Here is a 19,149-nt window from a genome sequence, read left to right on the forward strand (position 1 = left end):
GGCCGGTTTCCCAAAGTTGGGAAACCGGCCCTCGTGGTCGGCAGACCGCGGCCCCTCGCTGAGGCTCGGTCAACCAGCAGAAACGGCCTGGTCGTCTCTGTGCCGAATGAGGAGGTCCAGCATCTTGGTGAACTCGTCCGGCGGCATCTTGAGGATCAGGAACTGCGCCGCTTCCGCTCCGTCCTTGTAGGGAAAGAGCTTGGGCTGTTGCTCCCTGCCGCCAGTCGTCGTTTCGGCAGGGCTGGCCTGCCCGGGAACGGACGGCTGAACGGCCGCGCTGTCCAGCTGCTCATGCTTCGTGGCTGCCGGTTCCACCTCGTCCGTGGTCAGGACTGGTTGGCCGTCCGCAGGCGACACGTTCGACGTGTCGCTCTCTGCCTGCTCTTCGTCCAAAACCGGGTTTTGAACCGTCCTCCGCTTCCGCGGGGGCTTCGGCTCAGTCGCCTTCCGCTTGATTTCGGCGACTCGTGCCCGTTGCTCTGCAGGATCCTCAGTCTGGCTGGCGAGCAGCCGGGCGTCCTTGAGTTTCAGCTCGCCGGTGTCGACCTGGTCCTGGATGTCGGGGGCGAGGTTCAGCAGGGACAGCCGCTGCGACACGTACACCTGTGTCTTGCCGATGCGTTCGGCGACCTTCTCCTGCGACCCGTGCTTGGCCACCATCCGCTTGAGGAACTCGGCTTCCCTTATCGGCGCGATGTTCTTGCGGTGGATGTTCTCGATGACGACCGCGTCGTCGATACGTCCGTCCTCGTCCCCGAGCTGGTCCTGGACGCGGATGTCGATACGGGTCCAGCCGAGTTGCCGGGCGGCGGCCAGGCGCCGGTTGCCGGTGACGACAACCCAGTCGGCCTTGCGGAAGGTTGCTCGGTCCTTCGGCTTGAGCTGCTCCACCACGTGCGGCTTGGCCCGCTCATACACGCTCCGTGAGACCACGGCGAGCGGCTGGAGCTGGCCGATCTCCTTCAGCGTGGCTTTCAGCTCCCGGAATTCGGGGTCGGCGTCGGTGTAGTCCTCGTCCGGCCGTGGGTTCTCCGGGTTGCTGACGATGGTGTGCATCAGCACGGTGGCTGGCGGCTCCTTGGGCCCGCCATCAGCCGCGCCGGTGTCCCCAGCCGTGTCTGAGGTGCCCGTGCCGAGCAGATCGGTCCAGGCCTTCTTCTTCGTCGCCATCAACGGCCGCCCTTCTTTCCGGCGCCGATCTCAACGGCCAGCTGGTAGAAGTCCTCGCGAGCCTCCATGGCCACCCGGTTCTTCTTGTACTGGGTGACGACGGTGCCTTCCAGAGCGGCACGGGTGTGGACCTTGTAGTGCCTGATCACTGTGTTGGCGAGCTTCCACCCCTGAGCTTGGATGAAGTCCCTGGTCTGATCGAGGTCGGCTTCGCCGTCGCGTGGATCCCAGTTGTTGATGACGACCCAGTAGGGCAGCCCGAGCGGCTTGACGACTTCCTCGATGGTGTCGCGGGTGGGCATGAAGCCCAGCGGCTCGGGTTCGACGGGGACGATGATGTCGTCGGCGATGGCGAGGACGGCGCGCATGGCGTCGGCTGCAGCGCTGTTGCCGAAGGGGTCGCCGGCGTGCTGCTTCTCGTCCTCGGGCAGGTCCATCCATCCGGGCGTGTCGATGAATGCGTGCTTGACCTTGCGGGATTTCTTCAGCTCGGGGAAGAAGTCCAGGTCTGCGCGGGACTTGGTCTGGATGAAGGAGAACGGCAGGTTGTCGCCGACTCGTTCGGACCACCAGGTGGCAGAGCCCTGGGGGTCGGCGGAGACGGCGGCCACGTAGTCGGGTTCGCCTTCAGGGGAGGAGCCAAGGACGTTGGCGGTGATAGCCGCAGTGTTGACGGTGAGAGTCGATTTACCGACCCCGCCCTTGCGGTTGATGAGCGCGGTGATCCGTGCCATGAGTGGTACTCCGTGAGTTCCGTGTGCTTCCCGGCCCGGAGGGTCGGTACTAGCGGACCGGGACAGCATGGCATGAGTCGCGCGTCGCTCCACAACACGCGTCAAGGCGGGCGCGTCAAAACCCGGTTTTGAGAACGGGTCAGGTGTCGATGTCTCCCTGTGCTTCAAAACCCGGTTTTGAAGCACAGGGACAAAACGCAAAAAAGGCCCTGCCCCCGCCCGGTATGAACCGGTTGGGGGCAGGGCCTCTTTGCGGGGTGTCGTCTATGCGGCGGGCTGGGAGATCGCGAGCAGGTCGTGTCCGTACGCCTGCATCCAGGCCTGGCAGAGGTGATGGTCGGGGTTGGCGGGGGCGGTGGGCCAGATCCGGCGCCAGGTCGGGCGCCGGCCGACCATGCCGACCTGATCGAGGCGGTCGTGGTCGGCGCCGTCTCCGGCGGGCCAGTGCTCCAGCAGGACCAGGGGGCCGGGGAAGCGGGCGGTGAGCTCGTCCCAGATCTCCCCCGCGCTGTTGGTGGTGGAGGCTCCCAGGCCGGTCTCGGTGACGATCGCGACGTGCCCGTGCTCTCCGGCCCACCACACCCGTAGGTGGGCGATGCCCCCGCCGGCCGCGCACGCCGACCGGTACGGCCAGGCGGGTTCGTCGCAGACGAGGGCGGTGTGGGCGTCGGCGACCGGTGGCAGCGGCGTGAACGGGGCGGCCGGGTCCATGGGTGTCTCCGAGTTGGTCACGGCTGCTCCGTGTACCGGATGGGCTTGCCGAGGCTGCGCGCGTAGTCGATCTCACGGGCGGTGCTGGCGCCAATGTAGCCATCGGGGTTGACGACCAAGACCTCGTCCGCCATGTCAATCTTCCGCAGGTGGAGGGCGTCCAGGACCCGCTTAAGCCGGTCGGCCTGCTGCTGGTCGGCCCACAAGGGGTGGGGTTCCTTGAGGTTGCATCCGGGAGCGAGGACGACGCGACCGGCGGCGGTCTCGTACAGGTTGGCTTCGGCGAGCTTGTCCCAGTAGGCGGTGGAGCCGCACAGGACGACGACAGTGGGACGGGACTGGGGCACAGATGTCCTTCCGGGTAGGGCGCCGGGGCGGCCGGACTCGAGGTCGACGGCCGCCCCGGGCGCTGCGGGGTTGAGCGGGGGTCAGGCAGTGGCGGCCGCGGGGGCCTTCTTGTGTTCGTCGCGGTGCGCGGACTGGGCGGGTTCGGCGAGGACGCGCAGTCCGTGGGGGTCGCCGACGTTGCCGTGCTCGCTGCACACGACCTGGTAGCTCTTGCGGCCGGTGCACCCGGACTCGGGGTCGCGGGGCTTGCCGGACGGCTTGATCGCGTGGGTGCAGACGGTGCCGTCGGCGTGGAGCGGGTCGATCGCGATTTTGATGCGGGCCATGGGCGGCCTTCCTGTGTGCAGGGTCGGTTGGGGTCGGATCAGTCGGTGGGGGTGTCGGTCACCACGAGGAAGGTGTCCGAGGGGAGGTCCATGACGACCTGGGCGGGCTGGCCCTGGGAGCGCTGCTGTGCGGCGTACTCCTCTGCGGGCCAGGAGCCGCGGGGGCCGCCGGCGGGGAAGCGCTCCAGGACGGTGCGCGGGGTGTCGGGCATCGGGATGCCTCCGGTCGTGGGGTCAGCCGCTGAGGCGGACCGGCATGAGGAGGTAGCGCAGGGCCTGGTCGTCGCTTCCGGCGCCGCGCATCACGGCGGGCTTGGTAGCGGAGACGAACTGGAAGTGGACGGACTCGGCATCGATCGAGTTGAGGCCGTCGATCAGGTACGAGGGGTTGAAGGCGATGCTGAGCTCGCCGCCTTCGAGGCTGGTGGAGACGTTGTCGACGGCCTGGGCGTCGTCGCTGGTGCCGCCCTCCAGGACGAGGGTGTTGTCGGCGGTGAAGGTCAGCTTGATCGGGGCCTCCCTGGTGGCGACCAGGGCGACGCGCTGGGCGGCCGCTTTGAGGGCGGCGATCTCCACGGTGGCCTCGTGCGCGAACTCGTCCGGGAAGAGTGTCTGGTACTTGGGGAGTTCGCCCTCCAGGGCGCGGATCGTGGTGGTGTGGTGCTCGCTGCGCAGGCTGAACAGGCCCGAGTTGGCGTGGGGCAGGGCGAGGTCGACGGTGGTTTCGTCGGCGGCGGCCTTGGTGGCGTCGGTAAGGGCCTTGGCGGGGATCACGGCGGTGCAGTCGGCCAGGTCGGCGTCCTTCCACGGCACGGTGCGCACGGCGAACCGGTAGCGGTCGGTGGCGTAGAGGGTGAGGTTGCCGGTCTCGCTGTCGTGGCGCAGGCCGATGCCGGTCAGGGTGGGAAGGGACTCTTCCTTGCTGACCGCGCACGCGACCTGGGCGACTGCTTCGGCGAAGGCGGGACCGGCGAGGGTACCGGCGGCGGCGCCCGGGTCGGGGAGCGCCGGGTACTCCTCCAGGGGCAGGGTGGGCAGGGTGAAGCGGGCGGACCCGGCCTTGAGCACCATGCGGGGGCCGGTGAGTTCGAGGTGCACGTCGCCGCGGACGGTGCCCACGATGTCGGACAGCAGCCTGCCGGAGACCAGGGCGCGGCCGTCCTCGGTGACGGTGGCGGGGACGGCGGTGTCGGCGGACACCTCGTAGTCGAAGGCGCTGAGCCGCAGCCGCTCCTCCTGGGCGTCCAGGAGGATGCCGGCCAGGACGGGTACCGGCGGGCGGGCGGGGAGGCTGCGGGCCGCGTAGCCGACGGCGGCGGCGAGGTGGGCCTGTTCGATGGTGAGCTTCACGGGCGGGTCCCTTCGGGGTGTTCGGGAAGGTCCAGCAGGAGGGGGAGCTGTTCGGCGTCCGGGGCCGGGGCGGTGCGCGCGGTCTGCGGCCGGGTGAGCGGCATGACCGGGGTGGCGGCCGCGCCGACGTCGACGGCGAGCTGCCCGGCGTCGGCGAGGGCCCGGGCGCGGGTCGTGGCGCGGGTGACGGCGTGGTGTCCGGCGTCCAGGTGCAGGTGGCATCCCTGGCACATCGCGCGCAGATTCGCGGGGTCGCAGTTCTCGGGGGTGTGATCGAGGTGGGCGGTGGTGAGGCAGACGATGCTGCCGGTTCCGTACGCCTCGCCCTCGTGGACGTTGGGGCATCGGCCGGGGTGTGTGCCCCGGCCGCATTCGCCCATGCACTCGCACCGCCACCCGGCCCGCTCCTTGATGGCAAGGGAGATGGCCGGCCAGTCGGGCGGGTAACGGAGGACGTTCTCGGGCCGGATCGGCACGGCGGTCTCCGGTCAGCCGTCGGCCGGACGGTGCTCGTAGTCGGCGATCAGGTCACCGATCCGGTCCGCATCGTCGGTCTCGCCGACCCAGGCGCCGGTGTCGGCCCACACGCTCGTGACCGCCACGTCGCCGTCGTGCCAGAGGAGATACGCGCCGTGGCGTTCGAACAGCCCGCAGTCGGCGACGTGGACGCTGATCCCGGTCCGCTGGTAGATGTCGCCGGCGTCGGCAGTGAGGAAGTCGAGTTCCCCGGCGCCGACGCCTTCCGGTGACTGGGCGGGCGCCTCCTGCAGGAGTTCGAGCGCGGTGACGTCCAGCCACATCGGCTCGTCCGGGGTGCGGGGCGCCCGGACGTAGCCGGTGACGCGCAGCATGTCGCCGGGGACCAGGTCGTGCAGCACGGCGGCCGCCATGGCCGGGTCGGTCACCGTGCAGGGCATGACCATCTCGTCCACACGCTCGTCCGTCGGGCTGACGAAGATACGGAAGCGCGCCGTGGAGCCGTGGAGGCCGGGCACCTTCTCTTCGTCCAGGAAGCCGTCCAGGGCTATCGCGTCGTCGGCCACGGGTCAGCTCGCCTTCGCGGCCGGGACCTGGTGGGCGGCGTCATACTCGTCGATGATCGACTTCTTGACCACGCCCGCGTCCGCGACCTTGTAGCCCTGGCAGCGCGCCCAGGTCCGGATGGCGGCCAGCTCCTCCTTGGTGCGCCCGCTGCCCATGCCCGACCGGATCGGGGTGGGTGCGGCCGTCGCCGGGGCGGCGTCGGGGCCCGCGACGGTGGTGTTGGCGGGGAGGGTGCCGGCCTTGATGGCCTTCAGGTCCTCCTGCGCCTGCTCCAGCTGGGACTTGAGCGTGGCGACCTTCTCCTCCGCCTTGCGCTGGGCGTCGTCGGTGGCGTGCCGGGCGGTGAGTTCGGCGAGGTCGCTGCGCACCCGGGCGGCCTTGTTGCGGATGCCCGCCGCCGGGTGGGCTTCGGCCCACGCGAGCAGCTGCTCCACCGACACGTCGACGCCCGCCCCCACGGCCTCCACGGACTTCCCGGCGGCCGTGTCGCCGACACTGCTGCCGGTCTGCTCGGACGCGTCGATCGTGTCCTCCGTGGCGGCGACCAGGGCGGTGATCTCGTCCTCGGTCAGGCCCGTCGCCTCGGTGATCTCGGAGACGGGGTGGTCGGCGTGGTACATGGACAGCGCCGTCGCCTCGAACGCGTTGGCGGTCGTCTGCGGCATGTCGGGGTCTCCTTCGGAGCTGAGGAGGAGGGGGAGGAGGGTGGTGACGGTGTCGTCGTCGCCGGGCAGGCCAAGCGCCTCGAGGAGGAGGGCCAGGTCCTCCTTGCTGCCGGCGTTGCGGGCGGTGACCCGTGCTGCGGCGGCTTCCTGCTCGGTCGTGGTCGGGTCAAGCGGGAGGCCCTCGGCTTCGAGGGCCTCCGTCCAGTCGGTGAACATCGCGGCCCCCTACGCGGCCTTGAGGCCGGCCATGAGCCGGGTGCGGTTGCGTTCCTGCTGCGCGGGGGTGACCGGCCGGTGCGGCGGCATCGGCCCGTTGACCTCGCGGTCCAGGCGGACGATCCGGGCCTGGTCCACGGTCAGCGGGGTGTGGCGGGCGGCGGCGGCCCGCTCGCGGCGAACCTGGTCCTGGCAGGCGAGGACGTCGATCCAGTCCGGCCCGAGGCGGTCGACCATGCGCTTGCGCAGCGTCTTGCGCTGGCGGGGCGTGGTGGCCGCCCAGACCCCGACCTCGGTGAGGTCCTCGTTCACGAGGGCCCACTTCAGGCACTCGGCAACCAGCGGGCAGCCGGAGCAGGCACGGCGGGCCTTGGCCAGCTCCTTCTCCCTGCGGTTGCAGTCGCCGAAGTCGAAGTCGAACAGGCTCGGGTCGATCTGGCAGGCGGTGGGGGTTGGACTCTGGGGCTGGGGGAACCGCGGGTCGGGGCCGCCGTGATCGGTGAACTGGGCGACGCCGGTACGGCTTCGGGTCATGAGGTGGCCTCCTGGAACAGGCGCTCAAGGTGGGGGAGTTGGAGAAGGACCTGCTCGAACACCGGGAGCGGGACGCGCCACGGCCCGAGCGCCCCTCGGCACGGGACGGGCAGCGGCAGCTCGTGGACGTCGTCCAGGCCGACGTGGAAGCAGTCGGACTGTGCCCACGGGCTGCACAGACCGTCGTCGGTGTAGGAGCCGTGGGAGCCGGTGATGCGGGCGACTGCGAGGACCGCGCTGTAGTGCAGTTGGCGGCCGCGGATCGTGCGGGCCACCAGCGGGTCGCGCAGCGCGGACCGGTCCATGTTCTTCTCCGTACCGGCATGCAGCAGGCGCCAGCCCGGCGCCCAGGCGCGGGGCCGGTTCTCGATCCGCTTGTCGCCGTTGACGATGCACGCGGTCCACGGCTGCCTGATGGTGATGCCGCGGATGAAGTCCGGGGCGTACTCGATCGCGGTCACGCGGCCTCCGGTCCGGCATGGGTGCCGTTCCGGCCGGGACGGCGGCCGTTGATGCTGACAACGTCGGCGTGAGCGCGGGTTGCCTGCACGACGCGGCCGCTGTGCTTGCCCGCGTACATGGCCACGTCGGCGGCGCGCTGCAGCCGCGAGCGGTCACGGCTGCCGATGCCGTCCGGGGCGGCGGCCCCGATGGACACGGCGACGTCGACGAACTGGCCGTTGCCGGTGTCGATCGGCTCGCGCAGGGCGCGGCTCAGCTGGTCCAGCCGGATGGTGCGGCGGCCGGCGCCGACCCACGTGCAGACGACGAATTCGTCGCCGCCGTCGCCGCCCATCCGGCCGACGATGCCGTGGCGGCCCGCCCAGGCCGTCAGCCGGGCGGCCGTGTCCTTGAGGACCAGGTCACCGGCGTGGTGGCCGAAGTCGGTGTTGAAGTCCTTGAAGTGGTCGACGTCGCAGACGAGGACCAGGGCGTTGTCTCCGTAGCGGTCGATGAACCGCTGGATGCGCGGCTCCCACGCCTCACGGCGCAGGGCTCCGGTGAGCTTGTCGCGACTGGCTTCGGCAAGGCGCCGGTGCCAGACGACGCTGTGGGCGGCCCACCCGGCGGCGGGAATCGCGGCCGCGGCGAGCGCGGCCGCGACCGTTCCGGAGGACAACGCCACACGTACGGAGGTCATGGTGACTCCCTCTCGTTTCGTACGGGCGGGGAGTCCCGGGGCAGGCGACGGTGAGGCCCGGCGCACACCCCGGGACGTTGACGTGCGGCCGGTCAATGGCCGGGCGTCAGAGCGCGTGCGGGTGCGGGCCGCGCGGGCGCGACGGCAGCGTGGGCTGCTTCGTCTTCTCGTGGTCGTCGGCCATCACTGGCCGCCGCCCTTGCCCCGCGCGTTGTTCTCGCTGCGCCTGTTCTGTGCGGCGTTGTCCTTCGACAGCTTGTCGCGTTCGGCGTCTGTCAGACTGGTGATCACAGGTGCCTCCACTCAGGTTCCCTGTCACGCGGTCCTCGGGTAGCCCCCCGGGGGCCGCGCTTCTTTACGGTCGGAGCTCCTCATCGGCTCCCCCCGCCCCGCCCGGCCGGACGCCGCACACCAGGTGCGGGTCCGTACGGGCGGGGAGAGGCAGCCGGCCGCAACTCGGTGCGGCGGCCGACGCGTGGCCCTGGCAAGTTGAGTGCGCCCGGGCCGCGCGGGGTCCGTCAGGCCGTGACGGAGGTGGGGGTGTCGAGCTGGGTGCCGAGCAGCAGGGCGCGGATCGACTTCTCGTACTCGCCCGAGCAGATCCGGTCGTGGAGGAGCTGACCGGCGACCAGGCAGCGGGCGCGCAGGCCGATCGCGGCGATGGCCTCGATGTCGGCACCGGCGTCGGTCGCGGCCTTCTCAGCGGCGTCCCCGGCGAGCGTGTAGGCCGTCTTGAGGCCGGCGGCGCGTCGGGAGTACTGCGCCTTGAAGTGTGCCCAGTCGCTCACGGCACGGGTGTCGGCCAGGCGCTCGTCCCAGGCGTTGTACCTGCGGCGGGTGCCGTCGGGGTCGGCAGCCCACGCTTCGGCCCACTGCCGGGCGAGGTCGGGCACCTGGGCGATGGTGTTGAGGACCTTCTCGCCGCGGTGCCCGAAGGCACGCCAGGCCTCGGTCTCTTCGACGACGTGGACCTGGTGGGACATCAGCCAGTACGGGTAGGTGTCCTCACCCCAGTTGCCGGTCTCCCCACGCGGCTCCACGACGAACAGCCGTACCGGCCAGCCCTCCTCGATGCGCTCAAGGATCTCGCCGGGCTTGGTGTACATGTGGAAGTACGAGAACGGCGTGTCGGTGTACCACTTCTTCCCGGGGCTGGGGTGGTCGATGGTCTGGCCGATGTGGTCGGCGAGGTTGACGGTCGTGATCGTCTTGCCCTGCTGGGTGTAGTACCGGGCGAGGTACTCGCAGGTGGGGTGGACGGTGCCGTCGGGGCGGGTCGCCATGTAGTGGACGACGGGCCGGGTGCTGCGTGCCATGAGTCCTCCGGATCGGTCGGGCGGCCGGCGGGGCCGCCTGGAACAGGTCGTCGACGGTGTTGGAGAGGCGCTGGTGTGCGGAGAGGCCGACGGTGCGGCTCAGGTCAGATCTGCCGCCGCGGCGAGCTGGGAGACCAGGTGGACCTGGCCGAAGCCTTCGGCGAGCAGCTGCTCGAAGCTGGGCAGCTGGGCGTGGAGGTCCCGGACGATGTGCGGCGGCACGACGCGGTCACGGCCGGCGTTCTGCGCCTCCACGATGCCGAGCGGAACGTCGAACAGGACGGCCACGGTGGGGCGCTGCCAGTACCGGGCGCGGGCCAGCAGCCCGGCCCTGACGTGTGCGAGGACGTTGGTGGAGTCGGCCAGGGTGATGAGCCCCCGGGCGAGCCGGGCGTCCAGGAGCAGGTTCTGGATCTCGGCTGCGACCGGGGTTGCGCTCTGGTCTGCCTCGGAGTCGGTGGCGGCCAGGCGGTAGAGATCGAGGCAGACGCGCCAGCTGGCGGGGTAGCGGGCGGCGAAGGTGGACTTGCCGCAGCCCGGTGGGCCGATCAGCGTGCACAGGGTGCCGGCGGGAAGGGTCAGCGGGTGCATCGGGTCCTTCGGCAGGGATGTGAAACGGCCCGGCCGCGGTGGCCGGGCCGTCGGGGAGCGGTGGGCGTGGGTCAGGCGGCGGCCTGGCCCGTGTCCGTGTTCGCGGGCGTCTCGTACGGGGCGGTGAGCGTGCCGAGGGCGCGGCGGATACGGTCGGCGGCACCGAGGACGTAGTCGCGGTGCCGGTCGGCGGTCATGTCGGCCTTGTACGCGGCGAGTTCCTGCTCCGGGGTGCCGACCGTGCTCTGCAGGCGCTCCAGGTGGAACGTGGCTGCGGCCATCTCGGTGAGCATCGGCGTCTCGATACCGGCGACGCGGTCCCCCAACGCGCAGTCCGTCTGCGGGCGCTTGGGGCGGTGACCGGTGATGCGCATCGACGTCGTCATCTTGCAGCTCCAGGGGTTCGGCGGGGTGGGCTGACGTGCCCCCGCACCGTCCCGGCCGGGAAGGGCCGGGGCGGCACGGCGGCAGGTCAGGCCCGGCCGGCGGCCGCGGCGGGCACCTGCCGCTGGGCTTCGGCCTCCTGGCGGCGGTGGTTGCGCACGACCTCGCCCATGATCTTCTGGGTGGCCTTCTCAGCTTCGTCTTCGGCGGCGTGGAACTGCTTGTAGAGCTTCTTGACGGCGGCCTTGTTCAGCACGTGCGTGCCGAGCTCGTGGCGGGCGAGGGCGAGTTGCGCGTCGGGGCCGCCCTTGCGGCACAGCTGGTCGACTTCGACCATCGCGTAGACGAGGGTGGGGCCGATCTCCTGGCCCTTGCGGCGGCGCAGGCGCTGGGCGTTGAGGACGATCCGGATGGAGTTGTTGGGGGCGGCCACGGTGATGGCGTAGATGTCGCCGGGGCGTTCGGTCAGGGACAGTGCCTTGTCGCGCCACACCTCGTACTTGATGCCGGCGGCGACGGCCAGCGCCTGGGTGACCAGGCCGGAGAGCTTGTTGGTCTTGGTGACCACGAGTTCGATGGGGACCATCGGGCGGCGGCCGAAGTGCTCGCGGACCAGGCGCTGGGCGACGGGCGCGGCGCGTTCGATGTCGGCGGTGACCTTCTTGGAGACGAACAGGCCTGCCCGCCGGATGGTGATCTGGTCCGGCGTCTTGTTCTTGGTGAACCGCACGTGGAGTGTCCTTCCGGAGGAGAAGGGCCGGTTTCCCGAATTTGGGAAACGGCTCGCTGGGAGATCGAGCGGGCTGAGGGGCTACCGCACCGCTCCGGCCCGCGTGAGGGCCGGAGCGGCACGGGCAGTCCGTCAGGCCGCGGACAGGTCCCAGGTGTTGCCGTCGCTGTCGTCGACGGGAACGGCCACGGGGAGACCGGCGGCGCGGGCGGTGAGGTGCTGGTGGAGCTGGGCGAGGCTGGTGATCTGGAGGCTGTCGTCCTCGCTGTCGCCGCTCAGCAGCGTGAACTCGTTGCCGCTCTTGCCGTAGTGGCCCTCGATCCCGCGGAAGTACAGGGCCAGGCCGGGCGCGAGGTGGTAGCGGGCCTCACCGTTCTCGAAGCCCTGCCAGCGGTCGGCGTGGGACAGGAGTGAGCTGCCGCTGTCATCGAGCGTGACCATGACGCCGTGGGCGGCCCGGGCGGCGGCGTCCAGCACGGCGGCGTCCGCGACCAGGGCGATGCCGTCGTCCAGCGTGGCGGCGGCCGGCGCCTGGTCCCCGGTGCTGGTGCGGGAGGGCCAGCCGAAGCTGAGGTCGGTCAGCCGCTTCCTGATCGGGCTGGTCGTCCAGTCGAGGAACTGGTACACGCCGACGGCGAAGATGACGGCCAGGACGGCGGCGCCGATCCGGCTGTCGTGCGCGGACAGGCTGTGCCGCATCGGGCTGTAGGCAAGGTCGGCGGTGATGCCGGCCACGAACAGGACGGCCGCCACCTTGGTCAGGCTGAGGGCCTCAGCGCCGACGCGGGCTGCCGCCTGGCGCAGTTCGTTGTTCATCATGAAGGGGTGTTCCTCTCTCTTCGGGTCGTGGTGCGATCGGAAGGTGAGCGGTGCTTCTCCTGCGGGGGGCCTGGTTGTGGTGACCGGTCGGCCGCCCCGCAGGGGGTCTCATGCTGCGGCGTCGCCGACGGGCGCGAGGGCGCGGACGGTGTCGGCCAGGGCCACGGTGTGCTCGTGACCGTGGTCGACGACCAGCTCCAGGAGCTCGAGGACGCCGGGGTCGATCCCGCCGCGCTCGCGGGCGGCGGTCAGGACGTTCTCCAGCAGCAGGACCTCGCCCAGGACGCTGGCGCGGACGCTGAGGGCGACGTCCACGAGGCTGGCGGCCGACGGGATCCGCCGGTCGGCGTGGGCCGCGTAGGCCGCCTCGGACTGCGCGGTGAGCCGTTCGTCCATCGGGTGCGGCTGCGGGGTGCGGTGGCCGAACCGCTCAGCGGCACGGCGCATGAGGTCTTTGCGGTCGGTGAGGGACTGGACGTTGGACACGGGCTCCTCCTTGGAGGGTTCCGGTCCCCGGCCTGGGTGGCCGGGCGGACACCGCCTGGCCCCACCCGGCTGCGGGAGCGGGGTGGGGGCGACGGAGACCGGCCGGTCAGCGGTCACGCGAAGAGGAGGGCGGTTGCGCCGGCGGCCGCGAGCAGGGCGAGCGAGGCGAGAATCAGGTCGATGGCCCATCGCAGCTGCACGTACTTGCCGAGCGCGATCTGGGACAGGACACGCAGCCGGCCGACGCGGGCGTCGACGGTGAGACTGGCGAGGATCTCCCGGTCGTCCTTCAGCCGCGCCCAGTACGGGAACGACGCGGCGTCGTCACCGGTGAGGCGGGGCGGACGACCAGCAGGAGCAGGACGGCGGCCGCCCCCAGGGCGAGCGCGGCCGCCGTCCCGAAGGCCTTCGCCGTGAATGGGAGTCGCGCGTCGTAGGCGCCGACGACAGCGGCCAGGACCACGCCGTCGAACGCGAGTAACAGCGACGCCTTGCTGTCGGCGCGGGTGATCTTCGCGTCGGTGTCGCCGATCGCGGCGTCCAGGTTCTTGTCCAGGTCGCACGACGTCAGCAGGGGCGCGGTGTCGGGGGCGGCGGTCATGCCTCGTCCCCGTTCGCGTCGGCGTGCTCCAGGACCAGGACGGCGTAGCCGGAGTCGCCGCTCGCGACCAGGCGCATGGCCTGGGAGAGATACGCCCAGCTGTCGGCCCGGCCCGTGTGGTACGGGCACATCGCCATCAACGCGGTGCAGGCGTCGCACAGTTCCGGGTCGGTGTGGTGCTGGGGCAGGCCGTCCACGAGCACCTTCACGCGGTCACGGAGCTCCGTGTACTCGCTGATGAGCCAGCGGACGGAGGAGGCAGCGTCGCCGTTGATGCCAGCGAGGATGCGCTGGCCGTCCTGTGCGGATTCGAGCATGTGGGTCTCGGTGTCGATGCCGAGGGCCATGGTCGGTTCCCTTCTGGCCGGACTGTCCGGCTCCCCGTCACCACCCGGCCCGCCGACCGGCGAAGCGGGTGGATCAGGCAACCGTCAGGACCGCTGGGGCTCAGGCCGTCGCGAGGCCTGGTCGGGGATGGCGTCGTTCGGGTTGGGGGCCGTCGGCTCGGGGAGCACCCAGCAGTCCCGTGCGTGCAGGGTGGCTTCCTCTCGGGCGTCGGTGCGGGACGCGCGGCCGAACTGGCGGCCCTCGCCGCAGCCAAGGCAGATCCACGGGTAGACGGTGACCTGGATTTCCTTGGTCTCCCGCACGACGGTGAGCGCGCCGGTGCGGGTGTGGATCCGCATGACCGTGTCGGCCGGGACGGGCATGTCCGGGTCTTCGGCTCCGGTCACCTCCGCGAGCGCGATCCACAGCCGCGCTTCCTCGATCATGTGGTCGCGCCGCTCGCCCCGTTCGGTGCGCACGGCGCGCAGAAGCATGGCGGCTTCGTCGCGCATCTCGCTGCTGTTCATGTGCTCCTCCCGTGTCGCCGGGCTGTCCGGCTCCCCGTCACCACCCGGCCCGCCGACCGGCGAAGCGGGTGGATCAGGCAGCCGTCAGGACCGGCGGTCACACGGCGGAACGTTGATCACGGGCCGGAGGGACAGGCCGCGCAGCGCGAAGAGGCTGCCGATCGTCCAGGCAAGGGCGGCCAGACCTGCGGCGACAGGGCGGCCGGCGGCGGGCGCGGCCGACCACACCATGAACACCGTGGCCGTGCCGTGTGCGATGAAGGTCAGCCGGGCGCCGACCGCTTTGGTGAGCCAGGCCCATGCGAGGGAGGCTGCACCGACGCCCAGCCAGATCCCGAACGCGCTGGAGGCGGTGACCGGCAGCCCGGCCGTGTGTGCGGCGAGGTAGGCGTGGACGGGGTCGGCGACGGTGGCGGTCCACTGGGTGGCCCATGACCAGTCCTGGTGCCGGGACCAGTCGATGGCCATGGGGATGGCCACCTTGAGAATGACCACCAGGGTGAGGAAGCCGAGGACGGCGCCGATGGCGAGGGCGCCGGGCGGGATGTCGTCGCGGGTCCGTATGGGCGCCGGCCTCGGCATCGTGGTGGTCGGGCCGGGGAGGCGGCGGGGCGGCTGGCGCTTGCTGTCGTCGATGGTCTCCATCGGCGGGACGGCGTCGGGCTGTTCGGGGTTGGGGCTGGCGGTGGGCTCGCTCACCAGGGAGCTCCTTCGGCGGATCGGGTGTCTGCTGGACGGAGTTGGCGGGGGGGGGTGGCTGTCCGGCTCCCCTCACCGCCCGCGTGGTGTCGGGCGGATCGGGCAGGAGGCAGCCGCGGTTCAGGCCGACGCGGGGGTGTGGGAGGTGCTGAGGACTCCCAGGTGCTCCAGGGCCTGCTCCACGTGGTCGCCGGCGGCCGTGATGCTCTCGGCTGCGGCGTACAGGTTCTGCGCGGCCCGCCGGACGCGGATGTCGCGGTCGGCGTGCGCGTACAGGTGGTCGGCGAAGGCCCGGGGCAGCTCGCCGAAGAGCAGGGGGAGGGTGATGTCGCAGTCCGGGTCGCCGGAGGTGAGTTTGAGCAGCAGGTCGACGGCGGGGTCGTAGTCCAGGCCGCCGTGGACGAGCGCGCCCAGCTGCTCGAGGGCGAGCATGGCGATCTGCCCGGCGCGGCCAACGGCGACGCGGTCGGAGCGAGGGTTGCTGGTCATCGCGGTGCCCCTGTCAGGCGGCGTTGTTCAGTGCCACGGCCCGGCAGGTTTCGGCGTGGGACTGTGCCCAGCGGCGCATCCGGCCGCCGTTCCAGTCGTCGCGGATGTAGCGGTGGCGGGCGTCGGGGGAGTCGTAGACGCCTTCGCTGAGGACGGCGTCGTCCTCGTTCTTCTCGCCGCAGCCGGTGCAGCCGGCGACCAGTCGGAGGTCGACGATGCGGCTGCCCACGCCGCCGCGGCGGCCGGTGTCGGTGACGAGCAGGGTGATGTCCACGTGGGCGCCGGTCTGGTTCAGGTAGCGGCCGACGACGCCGCTCGGCTCGGGGCGCGGGTTCTCGGTGAGCTTGCCCTTGAGCCGCTCGATCTCCTGGTTGAGTTCCCTGGCCTTGTCGCTGGCCTTCCGGGTGGCCGTCTGCGCGTCGAATGTGCGCTGGTTGGCCTCGCGGACCTGGGCGACTCCGTCCGCGAGTTCCTTCGCGGTGGCCTTCAGCAGCTTCTCCAGGTCGCGCTCCAGCTCCCCGATCTTCCGCTGTGCGGCCTCGAGTTCCTTCTCCAGCCGGTCGCTCTTGGAGCGGGCGAAGGGCAGGGCTCCGGCGTGCGATTCCAGCTCACGCAGGCGAGGCGTGCTCACGATCTGAGGCATGGCGGGCGTCCTCTCTGGGGCGCGAGGTTGGGGTGGCGGCTGGTCTGGACGGTTCTCTTCACCGCCCGTGCGGGACGGGCGGATCAGGCAGCCGTCAGGCCTTCGCGGGGTGCTGGGAGTGGTCGGTGGCGAGTTCCTTCAGCCGGGCGACGCGCTCGTCCGGCTGGTTCGTGGCGCGGATCTCGACGCCGCAGCCGGGCTCCGGGCACACGAACAACTCGCTGTGCGTGGCCTGCTCGAAGCGGGTACCGAGCCCCATGCCGGCGCTGATGACCGCGAGGACGACGGAGATGATGACGAGGGTGTCGACGCCGTGGTCGGCGAGGTCGCGGGCGATGAACGCGGCCCATACGGCGGCGACCACGACCGTGGCCGCTTCGACGGGGCGGGGCATCTTGGACTTGGGCACGGGCGGGACTCCTTCGGGATGGCGGTTGTCGTGGCGGCGTCAGGCAGCGGAGATCCACTCGGTGGAGGCCGTGGTGTAGTCGCGGGGATCGGCGGGCGTGCCGTCGTAGCACTCCAGGCAGCTGCCGAGGGTGCGCAAAGGGAGGCACCGGAAGTACCGCCTGGAGCACTTCGGGCACGTCTGGCGCCGGGCCATCGCCTTGTCGAGCGCGGCTTCTTGAGCCAGCGTCGGTATCCGCTTCGGGACGGCGAGGTCGATCCGGTACAGGTAGGCGACGCGCTTGCCGCCGCGGCATTCGATCTGGACGACGGGGTCGTTGCCGCGGCCGGGGCTCAGGCCCATCGCGCGCAGCTGGCGGCGGGTGGCCAGGCCTTCGGGGGCCTGGCGCCACTTGTACGTGGGGATGGCGCCGGCGCTGGTGGCGTATAAGTCGACGTCCCGGACGACCGGCTCATCGGCCGGGGGCGTCGGTTCAGCGGCGGCGGCCACGGTTGTGTCCGCGGCCGGTGTGGACCTGGACGCGGGCGCGGCCCTTGGCGTTGACGTTGATGGTGTCGCCGCGCGAGCGGGAGCCGGAGCCGATGCTGAACATCTTCAGGACGATGAAGCCGACCAGGCCCGCCAGGCCGATCAGCCCGATGGTGGCGAGCGCGTGGAGGAGTTCCACAATCGCGTGCATCAGGAAGTACAGGCCGACGCCGCTGATGCCGACGATGAACGCCACCAGGGCGGCCTTGATGAGGAGCGGGGAGACCAGCGGCTGCGGAGCCGGGGCGGGCGGCGGGGTGTAGTAGGCGACCTGCTGTCCGGCCGGGCCGGGGACGACGACCACGCCGTCGATGCCGGCGGTCGACGGGTAGACGACCGTGTTCTGCGGCAGCGGGACGACGTGCTGGCCGAACGCGGGGACGGGCGCCTGCCCGTACTGCGGCGGCAGCGGGGTCGGCACGTAGGTGGTCTGGGGCTGCTCGCCGTAAGACGGCATGATGGTGTCCTCCTCTGATCGGGAGACCCGGGCGCATGTCATGTGGAGTGGGATCGCCTGGGTGAGGCTTCGGCCTCTTCACCGGTCCCCGCGGTGGCTTCAACATCGCGGGGGCCAGTGGAGCTGTCGAAACTCAGTCGGGGATGCGGCCGAAGCGCATCGGCATCAGCGGCTCGCTGCGGAGCAGGATGGTCGGCGGGTGACCGGGGCCGGCCACGGGCAGCAGCTCGAAGGGTTCGTCGCGCTGCTCGGTGAAGTCGAACGCGATGTCCACGTCGTCCACGTCGTTGTCCTCCGGTTCGGCGGGCGCGCTCATGCCGCGCCCGCGGTGTCGCTGTCGGTGGTGTCGTCGGTGGCGAAGACCTCGAGTTCGTCGGCGAGCACGCTCTCCTTGAACCCGGCCTCGTTTTCGAGGCGCTTCTTGACCTCGCGGACGCGGTCGCCGACCCAGGTCTCGCCCTTGCCGTAGTGCTTCGCGAGGCCGTCCAGGTCGGGCGTGACGTTGGTCAGGAAGCACTTTGCGACGTAGCGCTCAGCCTCGTCTCGCTGCTGCGCGCGCACATCGCGAGGGACACGCCCGTCGCTTTCCGAGGCGGTCAGGGCGGGGACGGCAGTGAGCGCGGCCCCGTTTTCCGAGGAACTTCCCGAGGCGCGTCCCGCAGAAATCGAGGCGCGGCCGGTGCCGCTTCGCGAGGCACTTTCCGAGGCGCCCCGGGTGCGGGCGGCGGCCCGCTCCAGGGCGCGCTCCCGCTTGAAGCGTTCGGCCTCCTCCAGAGCGCGGGCCTCAGCCTCAGCCTTGATCCGGTCGGCCTCAGCCTTGGCGTCTGCCTCCTTGCGCAGCGCCTCAGCCTGGGCTTCTGCCGTGGTGATCTCTGCCCGGCGGGTGGCCTCACGGTCCTGCTCAGCCTGGTCCAGCTCCCACCGTGCGCGGCGCTGCTGCGCCTCGATCTCTGCCTCGGTCTTGCGTCGCCTGGCCTCGATTTCCAGGTTGCGTTCGGCGAGTTCGACGCGCTCGCGTTCCGCCTCGATTTCCGCGCGACGGGCACGGTCGGCGGCCTCGCTTTCTGCCGCTATCCGCTCGCGTTCGAGCCTCGCGTTTTCCTCGCGTTCCGCGCGGTCGGCCTCGCGTTTGACGGCCTCGCGCCTCTCGGCTTCCTCGCGTTCCTGCGCCTCGCGCTTCTGCCGCGCGGCCGCCTCGCGTTCTGCGGCGGCCGTCGCCTCGAACTGCGCGATGATCGCGTTGAGTTCGCCGCGCCGCCGGGTGGCGTACTTGCGGTAGCCGGTGGCGGCTTCGGCGAGCAGGATCAGCAGGGCGGGCGCGACGGAGTGGAGCAGGATGCCGCCGGCGTCGGGCTTCTGGGGGATGAAGTGGAAGTGGCCGTCGGGGTAGAGCGACGTCCAGCAGTTCATGACCCAGGTGGACAGCCCGGCGGTCCAGCGCAGCAGGAACGGCCAGCCGCCGGGCTTGTAGTCGCCGCCGTGTTCGGCGAGAACGCCGTCGACGTACAGGACGGTGATCAGGGCGAGGCTCGCCAGCGGGTCCAGCATCCAGGCGATGTACCAGGGGATCTCGTGGGAGACACCGAACCTGGTAACATTCACGCAAGTGAAGATCAAAGCGCCGCCCCCGAGGGTGAGCAGCGCCTTGGTGACCATGGCCAGGACCTCGTCCAGCTTGGCCATGGACTTGCGGGCCCTGTTGGCGTCGTCGGCGGTGACGGGCGTGGGGTTTCGGGGCGGGCCGGCCGCCTTCGGCCGGGGAGCGGTCGGGGCGCTCATGTTGGTTACCTTCCGTAGTGTTCGCGCAGTGTTCGGAGAGGGTGTGCGGCGCACTGTTCGCGGGTGACAAACCGGGATCTTCCGGACTGTGTGCGCGAGAACACCGGGGAGTTCCTTAGGGAGGG

General features: G+C 71.1%; 30 protein-coding genes. All 30 read right to left on the minus strand.

What is annotated here, in order from left to right:
- Window positions 1-69: 69 nt before the first annotated feature.
- Complete coding sequence (locus ACFY6U_RS50420) at window positions 70-1,170, minus strand: ParB/RepB/Spo0J family partition protein (protein ID WP_390049662.1); 1,101 nt, start codon at window positions 1,168-1,170, stop codon at window positions 70-72.
- A complete protein-coding gene (locus ACFY6U_RS50425) occupies window positions 1,170-1,904 on the minus strand; it encodes a ParA family protein (RefSeq protein WP_390049664.1) in 735 nt (244 codons plus the stop codon). The genes ACFY6U_RS50420 and ACFY6U_RS50425 overlap by 1 nt, the downstream gene beginning before the upstream one ends.
- 264 nt (window positions 1,905-2,168) lie before the next feature.
- On the minus strand, window positions 2,169-2,636 hold the full coding sequence (locus ACFY6U_RS50430; RefSeq protein ID WP_390049666.1) for a hypothetical protein: 468 nt from the start codon (window positions 2,634-2,636) through the stop codon (window positions 2,169-2,171).
- Window positions 2,633-2,962: a hypothetical protein gene (locus tag ACFY6U_RS50435; protein ID WP_390049667.1), complete on the minus strand. Its 330-nt coding sequence runs from the start codon at window positions 2,960-2,962 to the stop codon at window positions 2,633-2,635. Before ACFY6U_RS50435 ends, ACFY6U_RS50430 begins: the two co-directional genes overlap by 4 nt.
- 81 nt (window positions 2,963-3,043) lie before the next feature.
- Window positions 3,044-3,289, minus strand: a complete 246-nt coding sequence (locus ACFY6U_RS50440) for a hypothetical protein (RefSeq protein ID WP_365800633.1) — start codon at window positions 3,287-3,289, stop codon at window positions 3,044-3,046.
- Between the two features lie 38 nt (window positions 3,290-3,327).
- Window positions 3,328-3,501, minus strand: a complete 174-nt coding sequence (locus ACFY6U_RS50445; protein WP_365800635.1) for a hypothetical protein — start codon at window positions 3,499-3,501, stop codon at window positions 3,328-3,330.
- A gap of 22 nt (window positions 3,502-3,523) precedes the next feature.
- Window positions 3,524-4,639 carry a DNA polymerase III subunit beta gene (dnaN, locus tag ACFY6U_RS50450; RefSeq protein ID WP_390049669.1) on the minus strand — a complete coding sequence of 372 codons (1,116 nt, stop codon included), beginning with the start codon at window positions 4,637-4,639 and terminating at the stop codon, window positions 3,524-3,526.
- Window positions 4,636-5,115, minus strand: a complete 480-nt coding sequence (locus ACFY6U_RS50455; protein ID WP_390049670.1) for a hypothetical protein — start codon at window positions 5,113-5,115, stop codon at window positions 4,636-4,638. The genes dnaN and ACFY6U_RS50455 overlap by 4 nt, the downstream gene beginning before the upstream one ends.
- Window positions 5,116-5,127: 12 nt before the next feature.
- Complete coding sequence (locus ACFY6U_RS50460) at window positions 5,128-5,682, minus strand: hypothetical protein (RefSeq protein ID WP_390049672.1); 555 nt, start codon at window positions 5,680-5,682, stop codon at window positions 5,128-5,130.
- A 3-nt stretch (window positions 5,683-5,685) separates the two neighbouring features.
- Window positions 5,686-6,564 (minus strand): hypothetical protein, encoded by an 879-nt coding sequence (locus ACFY6U_RS50465; RefSeq protein ID WP_390049673.1) that lies wholly within the window; start codon window positions 6,562-6,564, stop codon window positions 5,686-5,688.
- A gap of 9 nt (window positions 6,565-6,573) precedes the next feature.
- Window positions 6,574-7,098 (minus strand): WhiB family transcriptional regulator, encoded by a 525-nt coding sequence (locus ACFY6U_RS50470; protein WP_390049675.1) that lies wholly within the window; start codon window positions 7,096-7,098, stop codon window positions 6,574-6,576.
- Complete coding sequence (locus tag ACFY6U_RS50475; protein WP_390049677.1) at window positions 7,095-7,559, minus strand: hypothetical protein; 465 nt, start codon at window positions 7,557-7,559, stop codon at window positions 7,095-7,097. Before ACFY6U_RS50475 ends, ACFY6U_RS50470 begins: the two co-directional genes overlap by 4 nt.
- Window positions 7,556-8,239 (minus strand): GGDEF domain-containing protein, encoded by a 684-nt coding sequence (locus ACFY6U_RS50480; RefSeq protein WP_390049679.1) that lies wholly within the window; start codon window positions 8,237-8,239, stop codon window positions 7,556-7,558. The genes ACFY6U_RS50475 and ACFY6U_RS50480 overlap by 4 nt, the downstream gene beginning before the upstream one ends.
- A gap of 518 nt (window positions 8,240-8,757) precedes the next feature.
- Window positions 8,758-9,555 (minus strand): hypothetical protein, encoded by a 798-nt coding sequence (locus ACFY6U_RS50485; protein ID WP_390049681.1) that lies wholly within the window; start codon window positions 9,553-9,555, stop codon window positions 8,758-8,760.
- Between the two features lie 99 nt (window positions 9,556-9,654).
- Entirely contained in the window at window positions 9,655-10,146 is a 492-nt protein-coding gene (locus ACFY6U_RS50490; RefSeq protein ID WP_390049683.1) for an AAA family ATPase, read from the minus strand.
- Between the two features lie 71 nt (window positions 10,147-10,217).
- The gene (locus tag ACFY6U_RS50495) at window positions 10,218-10,532 is read right to left on the minus strand and encodes a hypothetical protein (RefSeq protein WP_390049685.1); all 315 of its coding nucleotides are present in this window, start codon (window positions 10,530-10,532) and stop codon (window positions 10,218-10,220) included.
- Window positions 10,533-10,618: 86 nt separating this feature from the next.
- Window positions 10,619-11,260, minus strand: a complete 642-nt coding sequence (locus ACFY6U_RS50500; RefSeq protein WP_390049687.1) for a hypothetical protein — start codon at window positions 11,258-11,260, stop codon at window positions 10,619-10,621.
- A gap of 132 nt (window positions 11,261-11,392) precedes the next feature.
- The gene (locus tag ACFY6U_RS50505) at window positions 11,393-12,079 is read right to left on the minus strand and encodes a hypothetical protein (protein WP_390049689.1); all 687 of its coding nucleotides are present in this window, start codon (window positions 12,077-12,079) and stop codon (window positions 11,393-11,395) included.
- Between the two features lie 108 nt (window positions 12,080-12,187).
- Window positions 12,188-12,565, minus strand: a complete 378-nt coding sequence (locus ACFY6U_RS50510; protein ID WP_390049691.1) for a hypothetical protein — start codon at window positions 12,563-12,565, stop codon at window positions 12,188-12,190.
- Between the two features lie 289 nt (window positions 12,566-12,854).
- On the minus strand, window positions 12,855-13,166 hold the full coding sequence (locus tag ACFY6U_RS50515) for a hypothetical protein (RefSeq protein ID WP_390049693.1): 312 nt from the start codon (window positions 13,164-13,166) through the stop codon (window positions 12,855-12,857).
- Complete coding sequence (locus tag ACFY6U_RS50520) at window positions 13,163-13,513, minus strand: hypothetical protein (RefSeq protein WP_390049695.1); 351 nt, start codon at window positions 13,511-13,513, stop codon at window positions 13,163-13,165. Before ACFY6U_RS50520 ends, ACFY6U_RS50515 begins: the two co-directional genes overlap by 4 nt.
- Window positions 13,514-13,597: 84 nt before the next feature.
- A complete protein-coding gene (locus tag ACFY6U_RS50525) occupies window positions 13,598-14,020 on the minus strand; it encodes a hypothetical protein (protein ID WP_390049697.1) in 423 nt (140 codons plus the stop codon).
- 84 nt (window positions 14,021-14,104) lie between these two features.
- Window positions 14,105-14,719 carry a hypothetical protein gene (locus tag ACFY6U_RS50530; RefSeq protein ID WP_390049699.1) on the minus strand — a complete coding sequence of 205 codons (615 nt, stop codon included), beginning with the start codon at window positions 14,717-14,719 and terminating at the stop codon, window positions 14,105-14,107.
- Window positions 14,720-14,839: 120 nt separating this feature from the next.
- On the minus strand, window positions 14,840-15,208 hold the full coding sequence (locus ACFY6U_RS50535; protein ID WP_390049700.1) for a hypothetical protein: 369 nt from the start codon (window positions 15,206-15,208) through the stop codon (window positions 14,840-14,842).
- A gap of 13 nt (window positions 15,209-15,221) precedes the next feature.
- Window positions 15,222-15,851 carry a hypothetical protein gene (locus ACFY6U_RS50540; protein ID WP_390049702.1) on the minus strand — a complete coding sequence of 210 codons (630 nt, stop codon included), beginning with the start codon at window positions 15,849-15,851 and terminating at the stop codon, window positions 15,222-15,224.
- A gap of 94 nt (window positions 15,852-15,945) precedes the next feature.
- Window positions 15,946-16,260, minus strand: a complete 315-nt coding sequence (locus tag ACFY6U_RS50545) for a hypothetical protein (RefSeq protein WP_365800669.1) — start codon at window positions 16,258-16,260, stop codon at window positions 15,946-15,948.
- Between the two features lie 39 nt (window positions 16,261-16,299).
- Entirely contained in the window at window positions 16,300-16,749 is a 450-nt protein-coding gene (locus ACFY6U_RS50550) for an RRQRL motif-containing zinc-binding protein (RefSeq protein WP_390049703.1), read from the minus strand.
- A complete protein-coding gene (locus ACFY6U_RS50555; protein WP_390049705.1) occupies window positions 16,733-17,245 on the minus strand; it encodes a hypothetical protein in 513 nt (170 codons plus the stop codon). Before ACFY6U_RS50555 ends, ACFY6U_RS50550 begins: the two co-directional genes overlap by 17 nt.
- A gap of 133 nt (window positions 17,246-17,378) precedes the next feature.
- Window positions 17,379-17,561 carry a hypothetical protein gene (locus tag ACFY6U_RS50560; protein ID WP_390049707.1) on the minus strand — a complete coding sequence of 61 codons (183 nt, stop codon included), beginning with the start codon at window positions 17,559-17,561 and terminating at the stop codon, window positions 17,379-17,381.
- Complete coding sequence (locus ACFY6U_RS50565; RefSeq protein ID WP_390049709.1) at window positions 17,558-19,024, minus strand: hypothetical protein; 1,467 nt, start codon at window positions 19,022-19,024, stop codon at window positions 17,558-17,560. Before ACFY6U_RS50565 ends, ACFY6U_RS50560 begins: the two co-directional genes overlap by 4 nt.
- Window positions 19,025-19,149: the final 125 nt, after the last annotated feature.

The organism is Streptomyces sp. NPDC013157, from assembly GCF_042899865.1.
Taxonomy (GTDB): Bacteria; Actinomycetota; Actinomycetes; order Streptomycetales; family Streptomycetaceae; genus Streptomyces.

Coding starts and splice junctions, on each gene's coding strand:
- ACFY6U_RS50440 (WP_365800633.1), bottom strand. CDS start 3,289: ATGGCCCGCATCAAAATCGCGATCGACCCGCTCCACGCCGACGGCACC.
- ACFY6U_RS50485 (WP_390049681.1), bottom strand. CDS start 9,555: ATGGCACGCAGCACCCGGCCCGTCGTCCACTACATGGCGACCCGCCCC.
- ACFY6U_RS50480 (WP_390049679.1), bottom strand. CDS start 8,239: ATGACCTCCGTACGTGTGGCGTTGTCCTCCGGAACGGTCGCGGCCGCG.
- ACFY6U_RS50445 (WP_365800635.1), bottom strand. CDS start 3,501: ATGCCCGACACCCCGCGCACCGTCCTGGAGCGCTTCCCCGCCGGCGGC.
- ACFY6U_RS50565 (WP_390049709.1), bottom strand. CDS start 19,024: ATGAGCGCCCCGACCGCTCCCCGGCCGAAGGCGGCCGGCCCGCCCCGA.
- ACFY6U_RS50495 (WP_390049685.1), bottom strand. CDS start 10,532: ATGACGACGTCGATGCGCATCACCGGTCACCGCCCCAAGCGCCCGCAG.
- ACFY6U_RS50465 (WP_390049673.1), bottom strand. CDS start 6,564: ATGTTCACCGACTGGACGGAGGCCCTCGAAGCCGAGGGCCTCCCGCTT.
- ACFY6U_RS50515 (WP_390049693.1), bottom strand. CDS start 13,166: ATGACCGCCGCCCCCGACACCGCGCCCCTGCTGACGTCGTGCGACCTG.
- ACFY6U_RS50505 (WP_390049689.1), bottom strand. CDS start 12,079: ATGATGAACAACGAACTGCGCCAGGCGGCAGCCCGCGTCGGCGCTGAG.
- ACFY6U_RS50490 (WP_390049683.1), bottom strand. CDS start 10,146: ATGCACCCGCTGACCCTTCCCGCCGGCACCCTGTGCACGCTGATCGGC.
- ACFY6U_RS50520 (WP_390049695.1), bottom strand. CDS start 13,513: ATGGCCCTCGGCATCGACACCGAGACCCACATGCTCGAATCCGCACAG.
- ACFY6U_RS50540 (WP_390049702.1), bottom strand. CDS start 15,851: ATGCCTCAGATCGTGAGCACGCCTCGCCTGCGTGAGCTGGAATCGCAC.
- ACFY6U_RS50560 (WP_390049707.1), bottom strand. CDS start 17,561: ATGAGCGCGCCCGCCGAACCGGAGGACAACGACGTGGACGACGTGGAC.
- ACFY6U_RS50555 (WP_390049705.1), bottom strand. CDS start 17,245: ATGCCGTCTTACGGCGAGCAGCCCCAGACCACCTACGTGCCGACCCCG.
- ACFY6U_RS50525 (WP_390049697.1), bottom strand. CDS start 14,020: ATGAACAGCAGCGAGATGCGCGACGAAGCCGCCATGCTTCTGCGCGCC.
- ACFY6U_RS50535 (WP_390049700.1), bottom strand. CDS start 15,208: ATGACCAGCAACCCTCGCTCCGACCGCGTCGCCGTTGGCCGCGCCGGG.
- ACFY6U_RS50470 (WP_390049675.1), bottom strand. CDS start 7,098: ATGACCCGAAGCCGTACCGGCGTCGCCCAGTTCACCGATCACGGCGGC.
- ACFY6U_RS50425 (WP_390049664.1), bottom strand. CDS start 1,904: ATGGCACGGATCACCGCGCTCATCAACCGCAAGGGCGGGGTCGGTAAA.
- ACFY6U_RS50420 (WP_390049662.1), bottom strand. CDS start 1,170: ATGGCGACGAAGAAGAAGGCCTGGACCGATCTGCTCGGCACGGGCACC.